Raw genomic sequence first — 16,220 nt, forward strand, 5'->3', positions numbered from 1 at the left:
AAAGGGTGTCAGTCCCGCCGGGCCAGAGTCGTGGCGTTGAAGGACGGATCATAGGCGCCGCGAATGTCGGGCAGCGCGGGGATGATGCCGGCGCGGCGGTAGCGGGCGAAGATTTCGGCCTGTTCGCGGACCAGCGCATCGTCGATCGGCTCTGCCGTGCCGATATAGGCGGAGATGGAAAAGCGGGCGACCTTGAAGGGGAGGCCCGTCTCCTGCGCCAGCGTCCGGGCAAAGGCATCGGGATGCGCCGCGGCCCAGCGCCGCGCCCGATTGAGCCGCGCGAGGAAATCGCCCAGCACTGCCCTCTTACCCTGGATCGCTGCATCCGATGCCGCGAAGAAACCAGCCTGGGCGGGCAGGCTGCTGGCGTCGCCCAGCACCCGGTCGCCATTTTCCATGACCGCGATGCCGACATAGCTGCCCCAGGTCGCCCATGCGTCGATCGCGCCGCTTTCCAGCGCAGCCTTGGCGGCGCCGTTGTCGAGATAGGTCCAGCGGATATCGGACGGCGCGAGTCCCGCCTTCTCGATCAGGCGAAGCGCCAGATCCTGCCCGACGGACCCCCGGACGGTGGCAAGCCGACGCCCCTTGAGCTGCGCCAGGGACCGGATCGGAGAGTCCTTCGGCACGACGATGGCGGAAGCGCGACCGACATTGGCGCCCTGGGGGCGATAGGCGAAGACCGCCTTGATCTTCGCGCCGCCCGCATAGGCGAAGGCGAAGGCCGGCCCGCCGACGCCGCCGACATCGATCGCCCCCGCCCCCAGCGCCTCCAGCAAAGGAGAGGCGGCCGGAAACTGCGCCCATTCGATCCGATAGGGCACATCGTCCAGTTCCCCGGCCGCGCGCATCAGCGCCTGCGCGCCGCCGCGCTGGTCTCCGATCTTCAGGACCGGCCGGATCTGATCGGCCCCGCCCTGCTGACGAAACGAGACAAGGCCGATCGCCACCGCGGCGATCAGGGCGGCTAGGGCGATCCAGGGCAGAACCCTGCGCCGGGAGGAGGGATTGCGAGTCATGGCGTCTCCGCGACCGGCCAGTCAGGGATCAGAGGTTCGCGTAGAGCGGCTCGTCCGCAATCAGGATGCGTTCAAGAACACGCGGGAAATCGCCATAGTTGCGCACAGCATAATGGACCGCAGCGCGATTGTCCCAGAAGGCGACCGAATTGGGACGCCAGGAGAAGCGCACCTGATATTCGGGCCGCTTATACTGGCGGATGATCTCCTCCAGCAATTCGCGGCTCTCGGCAAGCTCCACGCCCAATATCTGGGGCCGCTGGGTATAGTTGACCCAGAGGATTTTCTGGCCGGTTTCGCGATGGGTGCGCACGACAGGATGCGCGACGATCGGATAGTCGTGACCCGCGCCGGTCAATGCTTCCCGGAAGTCATGGGTGACATGCAGCCCTTCCAGCCGGGCCTTCACATCGTCGGACAGGCCTTCATAGGCGAGATGGGCGTCGACCCAGATGGTGTCCCCGCCAACCTCAGGCAATGTGACGGCGCGCAACACCGCGCCCCAGGTCGGCACCAGCCGCCAGCTCGTGTCGCTATGATAGCCGTCGCCCGGCTTCACATAGCGATGGATGCGCTTTTCATATTTGGCCGCATCGACTGCCGCAATCTTGTGGATCGGCGCGATCTTGGGATCGGCGGTGTTGCTGGGATGGGTATAGAGCGGGCCGAAAGCACCCGCGAAGGCGGCATGCTGATCGTTGGTGAGCGGCTGGTCGCGGAAGAATATCACCTTGTAGCGCAACAGCGCGGCGCGGATGGCGTCGCGCTGTTCCGGGGCAAGCGGCTTGCTGAGATCGACGCCGTCGATTTCCGCACCGATGGTCGGTTGCAGGGGGCGGATGCCGATGATCCCGTCGGCACGGTCCAGAATATCTGCTGCTGCTGAGGACATATCATCACCTCTCAAGTCGCCGGACAATTCCGCGACGGACTATTGCTAAGGGAGGATTGCGCCGCGCGGTTATGACGATTGGGCGGCGATGCTTTGAATATCCGAATATTATTGGCAATGCTCATCCATGGAGAAGATTGGATCACCCGGTAGCAATCCATGTTCAGGATCGATTTTCATTCTTCCTATTCCAATCCTTCATAATCCTCACAGTAGAGACAATAATTATTCGGTGGCCAGACCATGTACATAGACCAAGAGGGGTGTCGCCGCGCATCGATCGGGAGCGCGAGAACTGCCGGAAAACCGGAGAGTGGAGATGGCGCTGATGAATTATGTCACGATCGATTTCGAAGTGAGCTGCCTGCCGCATCACGGCCGGTCCTTTCCCATCGAAGTGGGAATTGCCGACTCGCAAGGATCGCGAGCCTGGCTGATCCGACCCGCGATTTACGCTCGATGGTTTTGCAAAATCCATAAATGACCGATCATTACGCATTGGTCGGTGCGCATCCCGGCGCTTAAATCCCGCTTTGCAACTCATTCAGCGAGACATCGATCATGCCCCAACAGCGTCATATCAAGCTCGGCTTCATCCTGCACGGCGTCGGCCGCACCTGGAACGACTGGCGGCATCCCGGCCGCGACGTGAACGCCAGCACCAGCCTGGCTTATTATCAGAAGCAGGCCGCCACGGCCGAACGCGGCAAGTTCGATTTCCTCTTCGTCGCGGACAGCCTGTCGATCACGGAGAAGTCCAGCCCGCATTATCTCAATCGCTTCGAGCCGATCACCATCCTCTCGGCGCTGGCGGCGACGACATCGCGCATCGGGCTGGTGGGGACACTAACCGTCAGCTATTCCGAGCCGTTCAACGTCGCGCGCCAGTTCGCCTCGCTCGACCATCTCAGCGGCGGCCGGGCGGGATGGAACATCGTGACGTCCTGGCTGGGCGACACGGCGGCCAATTTCAGCAAGACCGAACATCCGCCCCATGCCGTGCGCTATCGCATCGCCGGGGAATATCTCGACGTGGTCCAGGGCTTGTGGGATAGCTGGGAAGAAGACGCCCATGTCGCGGACAAGGAAAGCGGCCAGTTCGTCGATCCCGACCGGCTACACCGGCTGGATCATAAGGGCGAGTTCTTCCAGGTGCGCGGCCCGCTCAACATCAAGCGGACACCGCAGGGCCAGCCGGTCATCTTCCAGGCGGGCGCGTCGGACGACGGGCGCAATTTCGCGGCGAAGCGGGCGGAGGTCATCTTCACCCATGCCGAAGACGAGGAAGCCGGCCAGGCCTATTATGCCGACGTGAAAGCGCGGGCCAAGGGCTTCGGCCGCGATCCGCACCAGCTTTTCATCCTGCCGGGCATCGCCCCGATCGTCGGGGAAACGGATGAGGATGCGGAGGCGCGCTATCGCGAGCTGGCGGCGCTGGAATCGATCGACACGGGGCTCGGTTTCCTGTCGCGGACCTTCAACGATCATGATTTCCGCCAATATGATCTGGATACGCCCTTTCCCGATGTCGAACATATCGGGCTCAACAGCCAGCAGAGCGCGACGCTACGCATATTGGCGTTGGTGCGCGCCGAAAATCTGACCCTGCGGCAAGTGGCGGAGCGGCTGGCGACCCCGCGCGGTGTCTTCGTCGGCTCGCCAGAAACCGTGGCGGATCGCTTGCAGCAATGGTTCGAAAGCGGCGCCGCCGACGGTTTCGTGGTATTCGAGCCGCTTCCCGGGCAGCTCGACCTGTTCGTCGACAAGGTGATCCCGATCCTTCAGGCGCGTGGCTTGTTCCGTGACGATTATGAGGGCGCCACCTTCCGCGAGCATCTGGGACTCGCCCAGCCGGACAATCGCTACAGCAGCAAAGCCGCCGAAAAGAGCGCGGCGTAATTAGTGGACAAAGCCGGTGGGATATATTCCGCACAGGCCCATTCATGACGAAACTGGATCGTCACAATAATCTACCGATTTTAGCAGATAAAATGGCCACCGGAGTGGGATAGAGCCATATCCCGCTCCGGTAGACCTGCGACAATCATAAACGGCGGATTTCGGTACTGAACGACGGCGAAGGGTCGAACTCAGCAGACTACGCCTCTGCGAGCGTTTCCATTACTGCTTTGAGGTCGCCCTTGACGACGATGTAATGTCCCTTTTCGAAATTAATGGCGCTGGCTTGATCAGTTCCCCTGTAACGCCGAATGAAGCTGACACGGTCCGCATTGATGGCGAGGACATCGCCATCGGGCGTCTCGAATTTCACATACCCGTTCATGGAATTTTCGCCTGGGAGCCGGATGGGTCAGATGCGGCGCCTTTCTTGGCTTTATGCTTCGCAAGCAATTCGTCCAATTCCGCTATTCGGATGCGCTCCGGAGTATCCTTTGCCAGACCTTTCAGCCTGCATTCGGCCCATAGGCTTCGGCGTTCCGATTCCAATGCTTTCTGATACAAATCGGCCATGCGTTCTCCAGAATTGGGATGCTCAAAGGTTCGGCTGTGGATCAGCAGCCGACTTGGCAATGCGCTTTTACGTCGCTGGGCATGTCGATCACAATAAAGCCGTTCGGCACGCCAGCTAGCTATTTATTTGCGAGCTTTGCGCGCAGCGTAGCGAGCATCCCGCGCAGCCTTCATTTCAGCGGCGCTGGCGGGGGTCAGCCTGGCGGCCTTGAGTGCCGCCGCCGCGGCGGCGGCGGCCTGTTTTTCGGCTTCCGCCGCCTGCTCGGCCGCTTTGCGTTCCGCCTTTTGAGCCTTGGCCAAAGCAACCGCCTCAGCCTTGGCCGCTCGCTCGATCGCAATTGCCTGATCCCGCGCTTCGCGCGCCTGGCGTCGTTCCGCCATAAGAGCCTCGTCGACGGGTGGCTTGGCTCTTAGTGCATCCAGAGCCTTCTGTTTGGCCAATCCTGCAGCGGCAATACGGTCTTGGAATGAGGGAGCTTTATAGGAAGGCAATGTTTATCCTTGAACGTTCAATATCGATGACGCGGTGTGGTGCAACTGCAACGCTCATTTAGCGTTGAGGCCGCAGCCATTAACAAAGAATCTTTCTGATCTCAAGGTCGCCCGATTGCGCGGTACGAACGTCATCCTTGCGGTCAGTCCGCACGGGCGCTTCATGACCTCCCATCCTCCACCGTCTCAGGTCCGCGAATAGCGGTCGATTATTCACCACATCCATTGCTTTTGCGCAGCTTCGCCCGGTTGGGAGAAGGTGAGGCTCCGGTCGCGCATGTAAAAGATCATGCGCTGTCCGACGGATCGGCGGCCGGAATGCCTTTCGGAATTTCGTTAGGCGCGGATCATAAAATGCGCGCGAAACTGGCGACGCCCTGTCGTTTTCTCGACGGGAAAGACGATGTCTCAACAGGCATCGGCTGCGGAGTTCCCATCCCTGCGAAAATGGCTTCGATATTGCGGACGCACAAAGCGACGCTTTCATCGGCCAGCATATACCAGACCTGCTTGGCTTCCTTGCGGGTCTGAACAAGCCCGGAACGGCGCAGTTCTCCCAGTTGCTGACTGAGCGCGGGCTGCACAAGTCCGGTGATCTCTGCAATCTCGCCGACATTGCGTTCACCGCGCAGCAGGCAGGACAGGATCATCAGCCGTTGCGGTTGCGCAAAGACCTTGATCTTTTCCGCCGCGACTCCCGCAGCATCGCGATCCTCGTAGAGCGCCTTCATGCGCGATCCTCGAAACGGCAGAACCAATCCCGATCGCCGTCCGCCTGCTCCGCCACGGGAAGCAGCAACCGCTGGCCATCGTCCCAGCCTTCCGGCGTCAGCACATCTGCGCCGTCGACGCACTGCAACGCGCGCAGCAGACGCAGCATCTCCTCGACGGAGCGGCCGACATTGTGCGGATAGCAGGTCGTCGCGCGAATGATTCCTTGGGGATCGATGAAGAAGGTGGAGCGCATGGTCATGCTGTCGAAAGCAGCATCATCGATCATGCCATAGGCGCGGCCCACCACCATGCTCGGATCCTCGATGATCGGGAAGCCGATGTCGACGCCGAACAGATCCTTGAGGGCACGCACCCAGGCGAGATGGGCATAGAGGCTATCCACCGAGAGGCCCACCAGCTTGCAGTTCAACGAATCGAAAGCCGCCTGACGGCGGGCCAGTTCGGCAAATTCCGTACTGCACACCGGCGTGAAATCCGCCGGATGGGAAAAGAAGATCACCCATTGTCCGCGCAAGGTCGAAAGCCGGAAATCCCCCTTCGTGGAACGGGCCTGAAAATCGGGCGCATGATTGCCGATCCGCACCGAACCGGCTGTCTTCATCATCTCAACGTCCATGCCGCATTCCCTGCGATCGCCCGCCGCATATGGCAAGCCCTTGACGATTTCAAAATATATAAATACATAATTTTGTAAATATGAAATTGAAAGAGAGTCGCATGTCCGACGACGCACTCGCCAAGGCTGCTGTGCAAATTGCTGCCGCACGGAAGGGCGTACCCATCATCAAGGCGTTCTTCGATGTGCCGACCTTCACGATCACCTATGTCGTGCATGATCCGGAAACACGCCGTGCGGCGGTCATCGACAGCGTGCTGAGCTATGATCCAGCGTCCGGCCGGACGACATTCGAGGCCGCCGATCCGATCATCGCCTATGTCGCCGCGCAGGGATTGGCCGTCGACTGGCATCTGGAAACCCATGCCCACGCCGATCATCTGTCGGCCGCGCCCTATCTCGAGCAGAAGCTGGGCGGCAAGATTGCGATCGGCGCGCACATCTGCGAAGTCCAGCACACTTTCGGGAAGCTTTTCAACGCGGGCACCGAATTTGCGCGGGACGGCTCCGACTTTGACCATCTCTGGGCCGATGGCGACAGTTTCCAGATCGGCAACCTGTCGGTCACCGTGCTGCATGTGCCGGGCCACACTCCGGCCTGCGTCGCCTATGTGATCGGCGATGCCGTCTTCGTGGGCGATACCATGTTCATGCCGGACTACGGCACCGCCCGGGCCGACTTCCCCGGCGGCGATGCCCGCACGCTGTTCCGGTCGCTGCGCCGTCTTCTCGACCTGCCGCCCCACACGCGCCTGTTCATGTGCCACGACTATCTACCCGAAGGTCGCGATCATTATGCCTGGGAGACGACCGTGGCCGAGCAGCGCCGGGCGAATGTTCACGCTCATGACGGGATCAGCGAGGACGAATTCGTGGCCATGCGCGAAGGCCGCGACCGCACGCTGGCCATGCCGCGGCTCATCCTCCCTTCCGTGCAGGTCAACATGCGCGCCGGCCATCTGCCGCCCGCGGAGGACAACGGCGTCGTTTATCTCAAGATCCCGGTGAACCAGCTATGATCGCCGCCGCCTTTCCTTATGCGCAGCCCGGCGCCGGCTTGGTTGGTGGGCTCATGATCGGCCTGGCCGCCGCGATCATGCTGCTGGGCCTGGGCCGGATCGCCGGGGTGAGTGGCCTCGCCGCGCGCGCGACCGGCATTGCAAACAGTGGGACTCCACGCGGAATCGCGATCGTCTTCATCCTGGGCTTGCCTCTTGGTGCGTTCATCGTCGCATCCCTGACCGGCGGCGTCCCGGCGACCTTTCCCGCGCCGGCCCTGCTCATCATCGCCGGGCTGATCGTCGGGTTCGGCACGAGACTGGGCTCCGGTTGCACCAGCGGTCACGGCGTATGCGGACTGTCGCGCCTGTCGCGCCGCTCGATGCTGGCGACCGGGCTGTTCATGGCCAGCGGCTTCGCGACCGTGGCGGTGATGCGCCTTGCGGGAGCGCTGTGATGCGGATCGTCATTGCCCTGCTGTCGGGCATGCTGTTCGGAGCCGGGCTGGCCATTTCCGGCATGGCCGATCCGGCGCGGGTTCGCGCCTTCCTCGATCTCTTCGGTCGCTGGGATCCCACTCTGGCTTTCGTCATGGGGGGCGCGATCGTGCCGATGGCACTTGCCTGGCTCGTCCAGAAGCGGCTCGAGCAGCCGCTTGCGGACACGGCCTTCAACCTGCCTGAAACGCGCAGCCTCGATGGCAGACTGGCGCTCGGCGCGGTGTTGTTCGGCATCGGATGGGGCATCGGCGGGCTGTGCCCCGGCCCGGCCATAGCCAGTCTCGCCCTCGCCCCCGCAGCGGTCGCCCCCTTCGTTCTGGCCATGCTCGCCGGCATGGTTCTGCACCGTCTCACGACACGATAATCACGCGATGCCGACAAGGAGCATCCCCATGGACATCAAGCCGCTGACACCCCGCCTTTCCGTGTCTCCCCAACGGCTTCCGCAGGATATGCAGGAGATAGCGCGGGCTGGCTTCCGTTCGGGACTTGCCGCTGCCGCGAGCAACGCCCTGGCCGCGCTCGACGGCAAGGCGCCGGTGGCCGCCTATGACGGCTATGGCAGTTGTCCGCTGACCGTCGAGGCAGGCCAGCCGTCATGATGGAGCCGATCCAATATGCCCTCGGCGCCTTGTCCGGCGGCCTTGTCGGCTTCGTGCTGGGTCTGGTCGGCGGTGGCGGCTCCATCCTAGCCGTGCCGCTCATGGTCTATCTTGTCGGCGTCCCCAATGCCCATGTCGCGATCGGGACGAGCGCCCTTGCCGTCGCCGCCAATGCGGCTGCCGGACTTGCCGGCCATGCGCGCGCCCATCATGTCAAATGGCGCTGCGGCGGCATCTACGCCGCCGCCGGTATCGTCGGCGCGCTCGCCGGCTCGACCTTCGGCAAGATGGTCGATGGCGAAAAGCTGCTGTTCCTCTTCGCGCTGGTCATGCTGCTGGTTGGCGCCCTGATGCTCAAGGGGCGCGGCAATCCGGGCGATCCCGGCGCGGAATGCAACCGGGAGAAGGCGCCCAAGGTGGTCGCCTACGGCCTCGGGTCGGGCGTGTTCTCGGGCTTTTTCGGCATAGGCGGCGGCTTTTTGATCGTTCCGGGGCTCGTCGCATCGACGGGCATGCCGATGTTGATGGCAGTCGGCACCTCGCTGGTCGCGGTCACGGCCTTCGGGCTGACGACGGCCGCCAACTACGCCTTTTCCGGGCTGGTCGACTGGCCGCTCGCGCTGGTCTTCGTGCTGGGCGGCGTGGCGGGCAGCATCGGCGGCACATGGCTTGCGGAACGACTGGGTGGAAAGACCGGGCGACTGACCATGGTCTTTGCCGGCCTGATCTTCATCGTCGCCCTTTACATGCTCTGGCGCAGTGCAGCCGCATTTCTGCCGGGCATGACAAACTGACCCATCACGCTGATCGCGCTTGCCTGCTAAAAGGCGGGTGAAAGGACGTGACCATGTTCGATGCCGTTGACGCCCTGTTGCTGGCCCGCGCGCAATTTGCCTTCACCGTCAGCTTTCATTTCCTGTTCCCCGCCTTTTCGATCGGGCTGGCCAGCTATCTCATGGTGCTGGAGGGATTGTGGCTGGCGACAGGCAAGGGCGTCTATGCCAATCTCTATCGCTACTGGCTCAAGATCTTCGCCATCGTCTTCGCCATGGGCGTCGTTTCGGGCATCGTCATGTCGTACCAGTTCGGCACCAACTGGTCGGTCTTCTCTGACAAGGCCGGTCCCGTCATCGGGCCACTCATGGCTTACGAGGTGCTGACCGCCTTCTTCCTGGAAGCAGGATTTCTTGGCGTGATGCTGTTCGGCATCAACAAGGTCGGCCGCAAGCTGCACTTCGCGGCCACCTGCGGATGCCGTCCGCCACCAAAAAAACCGGCCGGGACCAAAAAAATCCGTCCGCCAACTGAGGAAGAAGATTCGGCCTGCCGTCTCATCCGCAAATGCCGAGGTATTGCTGATGATCGAGACGAATTCGAGCAATCTGATACGACGCAGATATTCGAGTGTTCACGGCGCACGGGCGCAACCCTGCTTTTCCAACATGCTCGACGTTGCGCGAGCCGGGGCGCCAAGGGCAGTGCTGGGATACCGCCGCGCAAGCAACGAACCGCTGTTTCTGGAATGTTATCTTGATGCGCCGGTGGAGGACTGTCTGACGACCGCATTGGGCCGCCTCATCGTGCGCAAGAGCGTGATCGAGATCGGCAGCCTGGCCGCCGACGATGCCTTTGCGATGGTCTCGCTCTGGGCAATGGCCGCAAACGATCTTGGAGGCGAATGCGAAATTGCCGTCGCGACCCTGACCGCGCCCTTGCGGCAGATGTTCAGGCGCATGGGCGTGCCATTGCATACGCTCGCCCCAGCCAGGGCGGACCGGGTCGGCGATCCGGAAATCTGGGGGCGTTATTATGATAGCGATCCCTTGGTCTGCGCCGGACTCATAGCCGAGGGGCAGCGCGCGATCGGCGCCTATCTTTCCGCGCGCCGGAATATTGCGGCATGACCCGCCTGCTTCCGAGCATCCGCAGGCATGCTTCCGCGCAACCGGGCGGCATCGCGCTCGATCCCGTGGTCGGGCCGCCCGTGACATGGGCCGAGCTTGCGGAACGGGTCGCGTCCGAGGCCGTTCGCTATCGCGCGCAGCGGCACGGCGTTCCTGCGGTCCTCAGCCTCGACCATGGGGTCGAAGCCGCGGTGCGCGAACTGGCCCTGCTGGAAGCTGGCGTCCCCGTGCTGTCTCTGCCGACATTCTTCACGTCCGATCAAGCGAACCATGCCTGCTCCGCCTGTGGTGCGACAGGCGAACCCGCGGCGCCACCAAAGCCTGGGCCGTCCCTGCTGCCCGAGGGAACGGCCCGGATCACCTTCACTTCCGGATCGACCGGCGCGCCCAAGGGCGTATGCCTCTCAGCCAGCCACATGCTGAACGTTGCAGGCGCGGTGGTGGAAAGCGTCGGGTCAACCCATGCGAACCGGCACTGCGCGCTGCTGCCGCCGGGCATCCTGCTGGAGACGGTGGCCGGCTTCTTCGCGACCATGCTGGCCGGCGGCACCTATGTCTGCCCGCCGCAGCAGGCGCTGGGGCTGGCCGATCCGTTCCGCCCCGATTTCGGCCGCATGGCGCGCATGATTGCCCAATGGCGCATCACTTCGCTGATCCTCGTGCCCGAATATCTGACCGGCATTGTCGTTGTGCTCGAGCGAACCGAGCTCCGCCTGCCGGACCTGACACTCGTGGCGGTGGGCGGCGCGCGCGTTGCGCCCGAACTGCTTGCGCGCGCCCGGCGAGTCGGGCTTCCAGTGCGCCAGGGCTATGGACTGACCGAATGCGGTTCGGTGGTTTCGCTTGAATCCGGTGCAGACGCGGCCAGCGGGTCCGTCGGGCGGCCACTGGGCCACATGCAGGCCTGGGTCGCGGAGGATGGCGAGATCATGCTGGAAGGCGAGATGTTCCTCGGCACCATCGGCGAACCGCGCCTGCCCGGTCCCTTCGCCACCGGCGACATCGGACGGTTGGACGAGGCGGGGCGGCTGTGGATCGAGGGGCGCAAGTCCGCCCTGATCGTCACCAGCTTTGGCCGCAATATCTCGCCCGAATGGGTCGAGACGCAGCTGATGGCACAACCGGCAATCCTGCAGGCGATGGTCCATGGCGACGGGCTGCCAGCGCCAGAAGCGCTACTGGTTCCAGCGTCGCCCGAAGCGGACCTTGCCGCCGCGATCGAGGCCGCGAATGCGGCGCTGCCGGCCTATGCCCGCGTGGCGCGATGGCGCGAGGTTTCCCCCTTCACGACCGACAACCGCATGCTGACGGGTAACGGCCGCCTGCGCCGCAAGGCGATTGCCGAGGCATGGCTGGAATGCGATCCACCCTTCTTCGACGAACTGGAGGCGGCGACCTTTCGCGACCGGCTGCGTTTCCTGACGATCCCGCAGGTCCGGGCGGGGCTGGCGGGCGCCATCGGGCGCCGCGCCTATATCGACTATCTGGGACAGGCCTATCATCATGTGCGCCACACCGTCCCGCTGATGCAGGCCACCCGCGCCCGCTTGCTGGACCGCCCCGAACTTGTCGCCGCGCTCGACGACTATATCGAGGAAGAGACGGGCCATGAGGAATGGATCCTGTCCGACATCGCCGCCGCCGGTGGCGACGCCGATGCCGCCCGTAACAGCGAACCCCATCCGGCGACCCGCGCCATGGTGGAACATGCCTATGCCCGTATCGCATCGGGCAACGCGGCCGCCTTCTTCGGCATGGTCTATGTGTTGGAAAGCGTCAGCGTGGCGCTGGCCCAGCGCGGCGCGAACGCGGTGGCGGAGCGGCTTGGCCTGCCCCCGGAGGCCTTCACCTATCTCACTTCTCACGGTGCGCTGGATCAGCATCATATGACGTTCTTCGCCGGGTTGGTGAACGGGCTGCCAAACGAGGACCGGGATGCGATCCTGTCCATGGCGCGCGAGATGTTCGGCCTGTTCGGCGCCGTTTTCGCCAGCATTGAACTGGAGGATGCACAGCATGTCGCGGCATGAAGCCTCAAGGCTCGACGGTCTGCGCGTCATGATGACGGGTGCGGCAGGCGGGATCGGCACGCCGGTCGCCCGGATGCTGGCCGAGGCGGGCGCGCATATTACCGGCATCGACCGCAGCGAGTGTGCCGCGTGCCATGCCAGCATCGTCACCGACCTGTCCGACGATAGCGCCCTGACGGCACTGGCGCAGCGGCTGGAAGATGAATGTCCGGACATTCTGGTCAATGTCGCGGGCGTGATGCGGTTCGGACTGCATGAAAGCCAGCCGATCGAGGCGCTGGCCCTGTGCTACCGGGTCAACCTGCTGGTGCCCGCGGTGCTGGCCCGCGCAGTCGCGGCGCCGATGCGGGCGCGCGGATCAGGGCAGATCGTCAATGTCGGCTCCGTGCTGGGGGCGATCCCCTATCCCTGGTTTGCCGCCTATTCGAGCAGCAAGGCGGGCCTTGCCGCGCTGAGCCAGGGGCTGCGCCGCGAATTGATCGGCAGCGGCGTCACTGTCACGCACGTCAACCCGCGCGCGGCGCGCACACCCTTCAACAATGGCGAGGTGAACCGCTTCCTCGCGCTTACCGGCATGAAGGCGGACGAGCCGGAATGGGTCGCACGACGCATTGCCTCTGCCATCGTCGAACGACGCGAGACCGTGAGCATCGGTGTGATGGAACGGGTCTACGCGGCCCTGAACGCCATCGCGCCAAGGATCGTCGACAATGGCCTTGCCGGGCAGATCCGCAAGGCCCGCGCCGAATTCAGCTAATCGTCCGGGCATGAACCCGACACCATCGTGAAGGAGAGAAGTCCATGAAAATCCGCACCGCCCTTACGGCTCTGGTCCCGCTGCTCGCCATGCTCGCGCCCACCGCCGCCTTCGCCGACATGGCAAGCGACGTGAAGGCCGTGAACGACGGCTGGGCACATATCGCTTACGAGGTGCAGGGATCGAGCACCCAGACCAAGGCGCTCGATCAACTGGCCAAGCAGGCCAACACGCTCGTCGCACGCTATCCGGGCAAGGCCGAGCCGCTGCTGTGGGCCGGAATCGTCACCAGCGAACAGGCCAACCGCGCCAACTTCTTCCACAAGCTTGGCCTTGCCACGCGGGCGCGCGACCTGATCGCCAAGGCCTATGCCATCGATCCGCGCGCGGCCGACGGCGGCGCGGCGCTAAGCTTGGGCGTCCTTTATTACAAGGTGCCCGGCTCGCCGCTCGCCTGGGGTGATGGCGACCGGGCGGTCAAGCTGCTGAGGCAAGCGCTGGCGATCGATCCGGACGGCCTCGATTCCAACTATTTTTACGGCGACTATCTGCTCGATCGGGGCGACAAGGCCAGCGCGCGCGCCTATCTGCAAAAGGCGTTGCGCGCGCCGCATGACGCCAGCCGCCCGGTCTGGGATGCAGGCCGTCGCCGCGAAGTGCGCAACCTGCTCGCCAAGGCAGCCTGAGCGGAAGGCGGCCCCTCATGAGCTTCGCTGGAAGCCTGGCCCGGCAACTCGCCCATCCGAGGGGCAGTTCAGGACGCCTGCTCGGCAGCGCAATGGATGTGCTCAACCGCCGGCCGATGCGCCTTGCCATCGATATGCTGGCGATCCGGCCCGGCGAGGACGTGCTTGATGCCGGATGCGGCACGGGCGCGGCTCTGGCCGAGCTGCGTTGGGCCGGTCCGGCATCGCTAACGGGCATCGACCGATCCGATGTCATGCTGAATATGGCGCAACGATCGCTCGGCGACACAGCCACGCTGATAGCGGGCGATCTGGGGTCGCTGCCGCTGGAGGACCGCTGCATGGACGCGGCGCTGGCGCTGAACATACTGTATTTCGATGGAAGCGACCACGGCTTCGTGCGCGAATTGCATCGCGTGCTGCGGCCCGGGGGCCGGATGGTCGCCTACGTCACACATCGCGGCACGATGGAGGGCTGGGCCTTCGCCCGGGAGGGGCTTCATCGCCTGTACGACGCCGGTGATCTGCGCGCGGCACTCATCGCGGGCGGGTTTGCGGAAACAGAGGTGGAGGTGCATGAAGTGGCGGTGACTCGCTCGGTCCGGGGACTTATTGGCCGGGCCCGACGCGGATCGTGATCGCCGCGGAGAAACGGATGGGGGCAGATCAGGACGAACCGCAGGGCGCGGGTCTTGCCAGGCTGCTCGAAGTGCACCGGGCCGAACTGCTGCGCTTCCTTTGCGGGCGATGCGGATCGCGGGACGAGGCGCAGGACGTCATGCAGGATCTGTGGATCAAGGCGCGCGCACAACCGGCTGGGCCGATCGGCAATCCACGCGCCTATCTGTTTCGCATGGCCAACAACATCGTGCTCGACCGCCTGCGGGCCGCGCAGAGGGCGATGCGGCGCGAACGGGCCTGGCTTGAAGAGGATCATGGGGGCGTGGCCGAAGCACCGGAGGTGCGGATCGACGCCACCGAGCCTGTCGATGAAGCGATTGCCCGTCGGCAGGAAGCGGAAATCCTGCGATCGGCCATCGCCGGCTTGCCCGAAGGCGCGGCGCGCGCCCTGCGTCTCTATCGGTTCGAGGGGATGGGTCAGAGTGAAATCGCGCAAGTTCTTGGAATTTCTCGCAGTGGCGTGGAAAAGCATCTGGCGCTGGCGATGAAGCATTTGCGGACGGCTCTGGCGAACTGCGGATCATTTGCAGCGGCGGCGTCGCAGGATCATGGGGCTGACGACGGCGCAAAGCCGCGAATGGAACAGGGACGATGAACCGCGAGAACCAAGCCAATCTGCCCGATGCGATGCTGTCCGAAGCCGCGGAGTGGCACCTGCGCTGCGAGGACCAGCAGGCGGACGCGATCAACTGGGACGCCTTCACCGCCTGGCTTGAAGCGGACCCGCGCCACCGGGTCGCGCTCGACCAGATGGCGCTGACGGCCGACGCCCTCGACCGCCATGGAGATGCCCTCAGCGTCGCCGACGGTGGCGAAGCAGCTCCCAGGCCGCGTCGGCGCCGGACCTATTGGCGCTGGGGCGGGCTGGCGGTTGCCGCCTCGCTCGCCATGGTCATCGCCGTACCGCAATTCATGACGCCTGCACCAAGCGTCTACGTGACGGACGCCGGCAGCCGGCGCATCGCCCTGGCGGATGGATCGTCCGTCCTGCTGGCGCCCCACAGCCGCCTGGCCGTGGATGGGCGCACGCAGGATCGCATCGCCATGACCGGCGGCGCCACGTTCGACATCCGCCACGATCCCTCACGCACGCTGACGATTTCCACCGGAGACGTCAGCATCAGCGATATCGGCACCCGGTTCGACGTGCAGCAACAAGACCATGTGGTGCGCGTCGCCGTGGCCGAGGGCAAGGTTCGGGTCCACGCCGAAACGATGGCGCAGCCCGTCTCGCTCAGTGCCGGGAACGAGCTGACCTTCGATATGGATGGCGGGATCGCGGTCGTTGCTCCGGTAAAGGCGGCCAATGTTGGATCCTGGCAAGATGGGCGGCTATCCTATGATAACGCCGCGCTCCCTCTGGTCGCGGCCGATCTGCGCCGTTATGCCGGGGTCAGGGTGGAGGTGCCGGCTGCATTGCGCTACCGGCGGTTTTCGGGGACTCTGATTGTCGACGATGGCGACAAGGCGTTGCGCGATCTGGTCGAGCTCATGGATCTGCGTCTGAGCGGCCATGTTGGCGCCTGGCGCCTGGAACAGCGCTGAGGCTCGCGAGGCAGGCACGCTGGCGAAAAAGAGATCGGGCGGCGGTCTTTCCGATGCGTTGAGCGAGCTTGACCGCAAGATGTTGAGCGGCCGCTATCAACGCGGTCGAAGGGATGGCAAGCGTAAGTCGGGTTCCAGCCATCTGCCGCGCTTCGGCAATGATTGCCTCTTTCTCCCTATCGTTCAGGCTGCTCCAATCGGGTGACATCCCAAATAAGGTGCCGGGATCGCCAAGGGCCGACAGTAGCGATCAGCGCGTTGCAGCGCCCTCCTTTCGCCAGGAAAGCGGC

20 protein-coding genes and 1 pseudogene are annotated in these 16,220 nt (G+C 64.0%); 14 read left to right on the top strand and 7 right to left on the bottom strand.

Annotated features, from left to right (window positions below; genetic code table 11):
* Positions 1 to 8: 8 nt before the first annotated feature.
* The gene (locus tag VVT58_RS19825; protein ID WP_327753962.1) at positions 9 to 1,019 is read right to left on the bottom strand and encodes an ABC transporter substrate-binding protein; all 1,011 of its coding nucleotides are present in this window, start codon (positions 1,017 to 1,019) and stop codon (positions 9 to 11) included.
* Positions 1,020 to 1,047: 28 nt separating this feature from the next.
* Positions 1,048 to 1,911 (bottom strand): TauD/TfdA family dioxygenase, encoded by an 864-nt coding sequence (locus VVT58_RS19830; RefSeq protein WP_327753963.1) that lies wholly within the window; start codon positions 1,909 to 1,911, stop codon positions 1,048 to 1,050.
* A 561-nt stretch (positions 1,912 to 2,472) separates the two neighbouring features.
* On the opposite strand from VVT58_RS19830, the gene VVT58_RS19835 reads away from it, so the two are divergent.
* Positions 2,473 to 3,810, top strand: coding sequence for an LLM class flavin-dependent oxidoreductase (locus tag VVT58_RS19835; RefSeq protein WP_327753964.1), 1,338 nt, complete (start codon positions 2,473 to 2,475; stop codon positions 3,808 to 3,810).
* A gap of 199 nt (positions 3,811 to 4,009) precedes the next feature.
* Here VVT58_RS19835 and VVT58_RS19840 read toward each other — a convergent pair whose 3' ends face one another.
* The 5 genes from VVT58_RS19840 to VVT58_RS19860 all read right to left on the bottom strand — a co-directional run bounded on the left by VVT58_RS19840 (position 4,010) and on the right by VVT58_RS19860 (position 6,226).
* On the bottom strand, positions 4,010 to 4,195 hold the full coding sequence (locus tag VVT58_RS19840; protein ID WP_327753965.1) for a hypothetical protein: 186 nt from the start codon (positions 4,193 to 4,195) through the stop codon (positions 4,010 to 4,012).
* On the bottom strand, positions 4,192 to 4,383 hold the full coding sequence (locus VVT58_RS19845) for a hypothetical protein (RefSeq protein WP_066562308.1): 192 nt from the start codon (positions 4,381 to 4,383) through the stop codon (positions 4,192 to 4,194). Before VVT58_RS19845 ends, VVT58_RS19840 begins: the two co-directional genes overlap by 4 nt.
* Positions 4,384 to 4,506: 123 nt before the next feature.
* The gene (locus VVT58_RS19850) at positions 4,507 to 4,875 is read right to left on the bottom strand and encodes a DUF6481 family protein (protein WP_066562307.1); all 369 of its coding nucleotides are present in this window, start codon (positions 4,873 to 4,875) and stop codon (positions 4,507 to 4,509) included.
* 347 nt (positions 4,876 to 5,222) lie between these two features.
* On the bottom strand, positions 5,223 to 5,606 hold the full coding sequence (locus VVT58_RS19855) for a metalloregulator ArsR/SmtB family transcription factor (protein WP_327753967.1): 384 nt from the start codon (positions 5,604 to 5,606) through the stop codon (positions 5,223 to 5,225).
* A complete protein-coding gene (locus VVT58_RS19860) occupies positions 5,603 to 6,226 on the bottom strand; it encodes a peroxiredoxin (protein ID WP_327753968.1) in 624 nt (207 codons plus the stop codon). The genes VVT58_RS19855 and VVT58_RS19860 overlap by 4 nt, the downstream gene beginning before the upstream one ends.
* Positions 6,227 to 6,327: 101 nt before the next feature.
* Between VVT58_RS19860 and VVT58_RS19865 the strand changes: the two genes are divergently transcribed.
* The 13 genes and pseudogenes from VVT58_RS19865 (at position 6,328) to VVT58_RS19925 (ending at position 15,930) form a co-directional block, all read left to right on the top strand.
* Positions 6,328 to 7,245, top strand: a complete 918-nt coding sequence (locus VVT58_RS19865; protein ID WP_327753969.1) for an MBL fold metallo-hydrolase — start codon at positions 6,328 to 6,330, stop codon at positions 7,243 to 7,245.
* A complete protein-coding gene (locus VVT58_RS19870; RefSeq protein WP_327753970.1) occupies positions 7,242 to 7,682 on the top strand; it encodes a YeeE/YedE thiosulfate transporter family protein in 441 nt (146 codons plus the stop codon). Before VVT58_RS19865 ends, VVT58_RS19870 begins: the two co-directional genes overlap by 4 nt.
* A complete protein-coding gene (locus VVT58_RS19875) occupies positions 7,682 to 8,089 on the top strand; it encodes a DUF6691 family protein (protein ID WP_327753971.1) in 408 nt (135 codons plus the stop codon). Before VVT58_RS19870 ends, VVT58_RS19875 begins: the two co-directional genes overlap by 1 nt.
* Positions 8,090 to 8,117: 28 nt before the next feature.
* The gene (locus tag VVT58_RS19880) at positions 8,118 to 8,327 is read left to right on the top strand and encodes a hypothetical protein (RefSeq protein ID WP_327754036.1); all 210 of its coding nucleotides are present in this window, start codon (positions 8,118 to 8,120) and stop codon (positions 8,325 to 8,327) included.
* Entirely contained in the window at positions 8,324 to 9,121 is a 798-nt protein-coding gene (locus tag VVT58_RS19885) for a sulfite exporter TauE/SafE family protein (RefSeq protein ID WP_327753972.1), read from the top strand. The genes VVT58_RS19880 and VVT58_RS19885 overlap by 4 nt, the downstream gene beginning before the upstream one ends.
* A 53-nt stretch (positions 9,122 to 9,174) precedes the next feature.
* Positions 9,175 to 9,576: pseudogene (locus tag VVT58_RS19890) on the top strand (cytochrome ubiquinol oxidase subunit I); the annotation flags it as partial.
* Positions 9,577 to 9,685: 109 nt separating this feature from the next.
* Positions 9,686 to 10,231, top strand: a complete 546-nt coding sequence (locus VVT58_RS19895) for a thermostable hemolysin (protein WP_087574410.1) — start codon at positions 9,686 to 9,688, stop codon at positions 10,229 to 10,231.
* Positions 10,228 to 12,261, top strand: a complete 2,034-nt coding sequence (locus VVT58_RS19900; RefSeq protein ID WP_327753973.1) for an AMP-binding protein — start codon at positions 10,228 to 10,230, stop codon at positions 12,259 to 12,261. The genes VVT58_RS19895 and VVT58_RS19900 overlap by 4 nt, the downstream gene beginning before the upstream one ends.
* On the top strand, positions 12,248 to 13,018 hold the full coding sequence (locus VVT58_RS19905; protein ID WP_327753974.1) for an SDR family NAD(P)-dependent oxidoreductase: 771 nt from the start codon (positions 12,248 to 12,250) through the stop codon (positions 13,016 to 13,018). Before VVT58_RS19900 ends, VVT58_RS19905 begins: the two co-directional genes overlap by 14 nt.
* A gap of 44 nt (positions 13,019 to 13,062) precedes the next feature.
* Entirely contained in the window at positions 13,063 to 13,704 is a 642-nt protein-coding gene (locus tag VVT58_RS19910) for a tetratricopeptide repeat protein (RefSeq protein ID WP_066562289.1), read from the top strand.
* A gap of 17 nt (positions 13,705 to 13,721) precedes the next feature.
* On the top strand, positions 13,722 to 14,342 hold the full coding sequence (locus VVT58_RS19915) for a class I SAM-dependent methyltransferase (protein WP_327753975.1): 621 nt from the start codon (positions 13,722 to 13,724) through the stop codon (positions 14,340 to 14,342).
* A gap of 17 nt (positions 14,343 to 14,359) precedes the next feature.
* On the top strand, positions 14,360 to 14,980 hold the full coding sequence (locus VVT58_RS19920) for an RNA polymerase sigma factor (RefSeq protein ID WP_327753976.1): 621 nt from the start codon (positions 14,360 to 14,362) through the stop codon (positions 14,978 to 14,980).
* Positions 14,977 to 15,930: a FecR domain-containing protein gene (locus VVT58_RS19925; protein ID WP_327753977.1), complete on the top strand. Its 954-nt coding sequence runs from the start codon at positions 14,977 to 14,979 to the stop codon at positions 15,928 to 15,930. Before VVT58_RS19920 ends, VVT58_RS19925 begins: the two co-directional genes overlap by 4 nt.
* Positions 15,931 to 16,220: the final 290 nt, after the last annotated feature.

Origin of the sequence: Sphingobium sp. SJ10-10, from assembly GCF_036038995.2 — a bacterium.
Classification (GTDB): domain Bacteria; phylum Pseudomonadota; class Alphaproteobacteria; order Sphingomonadales; family Sphingomonadaceae; genus Sphingobium.

Bases quoted from the DNA above. Each gene is read 5' to 3' on its own strand.
- VVT58_RS19905 (WP_327753974.1), top strand. From the start codon at position 12,248: ATGTCGCGGCATGAAGCCTCAAGGCTCGACGGTCTGCGCGTCATGATG.
- VVT58_RS19870 (WP_327753970.1), top strand. From the start codon at position 7,242: ATGATCGCCGCCGCCTTTCCTTATGCGCAGCCCGGCGCCGGCTTGGTT.
- VVT58_RS19895 (WP_087574410.1), top strand. From the start codon at position 9,686: ATGATCGAGACGAATTCGAGCAATCTGATACGACGCAGATATTCGAGT.
- VVT58_RS19835 (WP_327753964.1), top strand. From the start codon at position 2,473: ATGCCCCAACAGCGTCATATCAAGCTCGGCTTCATCCTGCACGGCGTC.
- VVT58_RS19900 (WP_327753973.1), top strand. From the start codon at position 10,228: ATGACCCGCCTGCTTCCGAGCATCCGCAGGCATGCTTCCGCGCAACCG.
- VVT58_RS19845 (WP_066562308.1), bottom strand. From the start codon at position 4,383: ATGGCCGATTTGTATCAGAAAGCATTGGAATCGGAACGCCGAAGCCTA.
- VVT58_RS19825 (WP_327753962.1), bottom strand. From the start codon at position 1,019: ATGACTCGCAATCCCTCCTCCCGGCGCAGGGTTCTGCCCTGGATCGCC.
- VVT58_RS19910 (WP_066562289.1), top strand. From the start codon at position 13,063: ATGAAAATCCGCACCGCCCTTACGGCTCTGGTCCCGCTGCTCGCCATG.
- VVT58_RS19860 (WP_327753968.1), bottom strand. From the start codon at position 6,226: ATGGACGTTGAGATGATGAAGACAGCCGGTTCGGTGCGGATCGGCAAT.
- VVT58_RS19865 (WP_327753969.1), top strand. From the start codon at position 6,328: ATGTCCGACGACGCACTCGCCAAGGCTGCTGTGCAAATTGCTGCCGCA.
- VVT58_RS19855 (WP_327753967.1), bottom strand. From the start codon at position 5,606: ATGAAGGCGCTCTACGAGGATCGCGATGCTGCGGGAGTCGCGGCGGAA.
- VVT58_RS19920 (WP_327753976.1), top strand. From the start codon at position 14,360: ATGGGGGCAGATCAGGACGAACCGCAGGGCGCGGGTCTTGCCAGGCTG.
- VVT58_RS19885 (WP_327753972.1), top strand. From the start codon at position 8,324: ATGATGGAGCCGATCCAATATGCCCTCGGCGCCTTGTCCGGCGGCCTT.
- VVT58_RS19830 (WP_327753963.1), bottom strand. From the start codon at position 1,911: ATGTCCTCAGCAGCAGCAGATATTCTGGACCGTGCCGACGGGATCATC.
- VVT58_RS19875 (WP_327753971.1), top strand. From the start codon at position 7,682: ATGCGGATCGTCATTGCCCTGCTGTCGGGCATGCTGTTCGGAGCCGGG.
- VVT58_RS19840 (WP_327753965.1), bottom strand. From the start codon at position 4,195: ATGAACGGGTATGTGAAATTCGAGACGCCCGATGGCGATGTCCTCGCC.
- VVT58_RS19915 (WP_327753975.1), top strand. From the start codon at position 13,722: ATGAGCTTCGCTGGAAGCCTGGCCCGGCAACTCGCCCATCCGAGGGGC.
- VVT58_RS19925 (WP_327753977.1), top strand. From the start codon at position 14,977: ATGAACCGCGAGAACCAAGCCAATCTGCCCGATGCGATGCTGTCCGAA.
- VVT58_RS19880 (WP_327754036.1), top strand. From the start codon at position 8,118: ATGGACATCAAGCCGCTGACACCCCGCCTTTCCGTGTCTCCCCAACGG.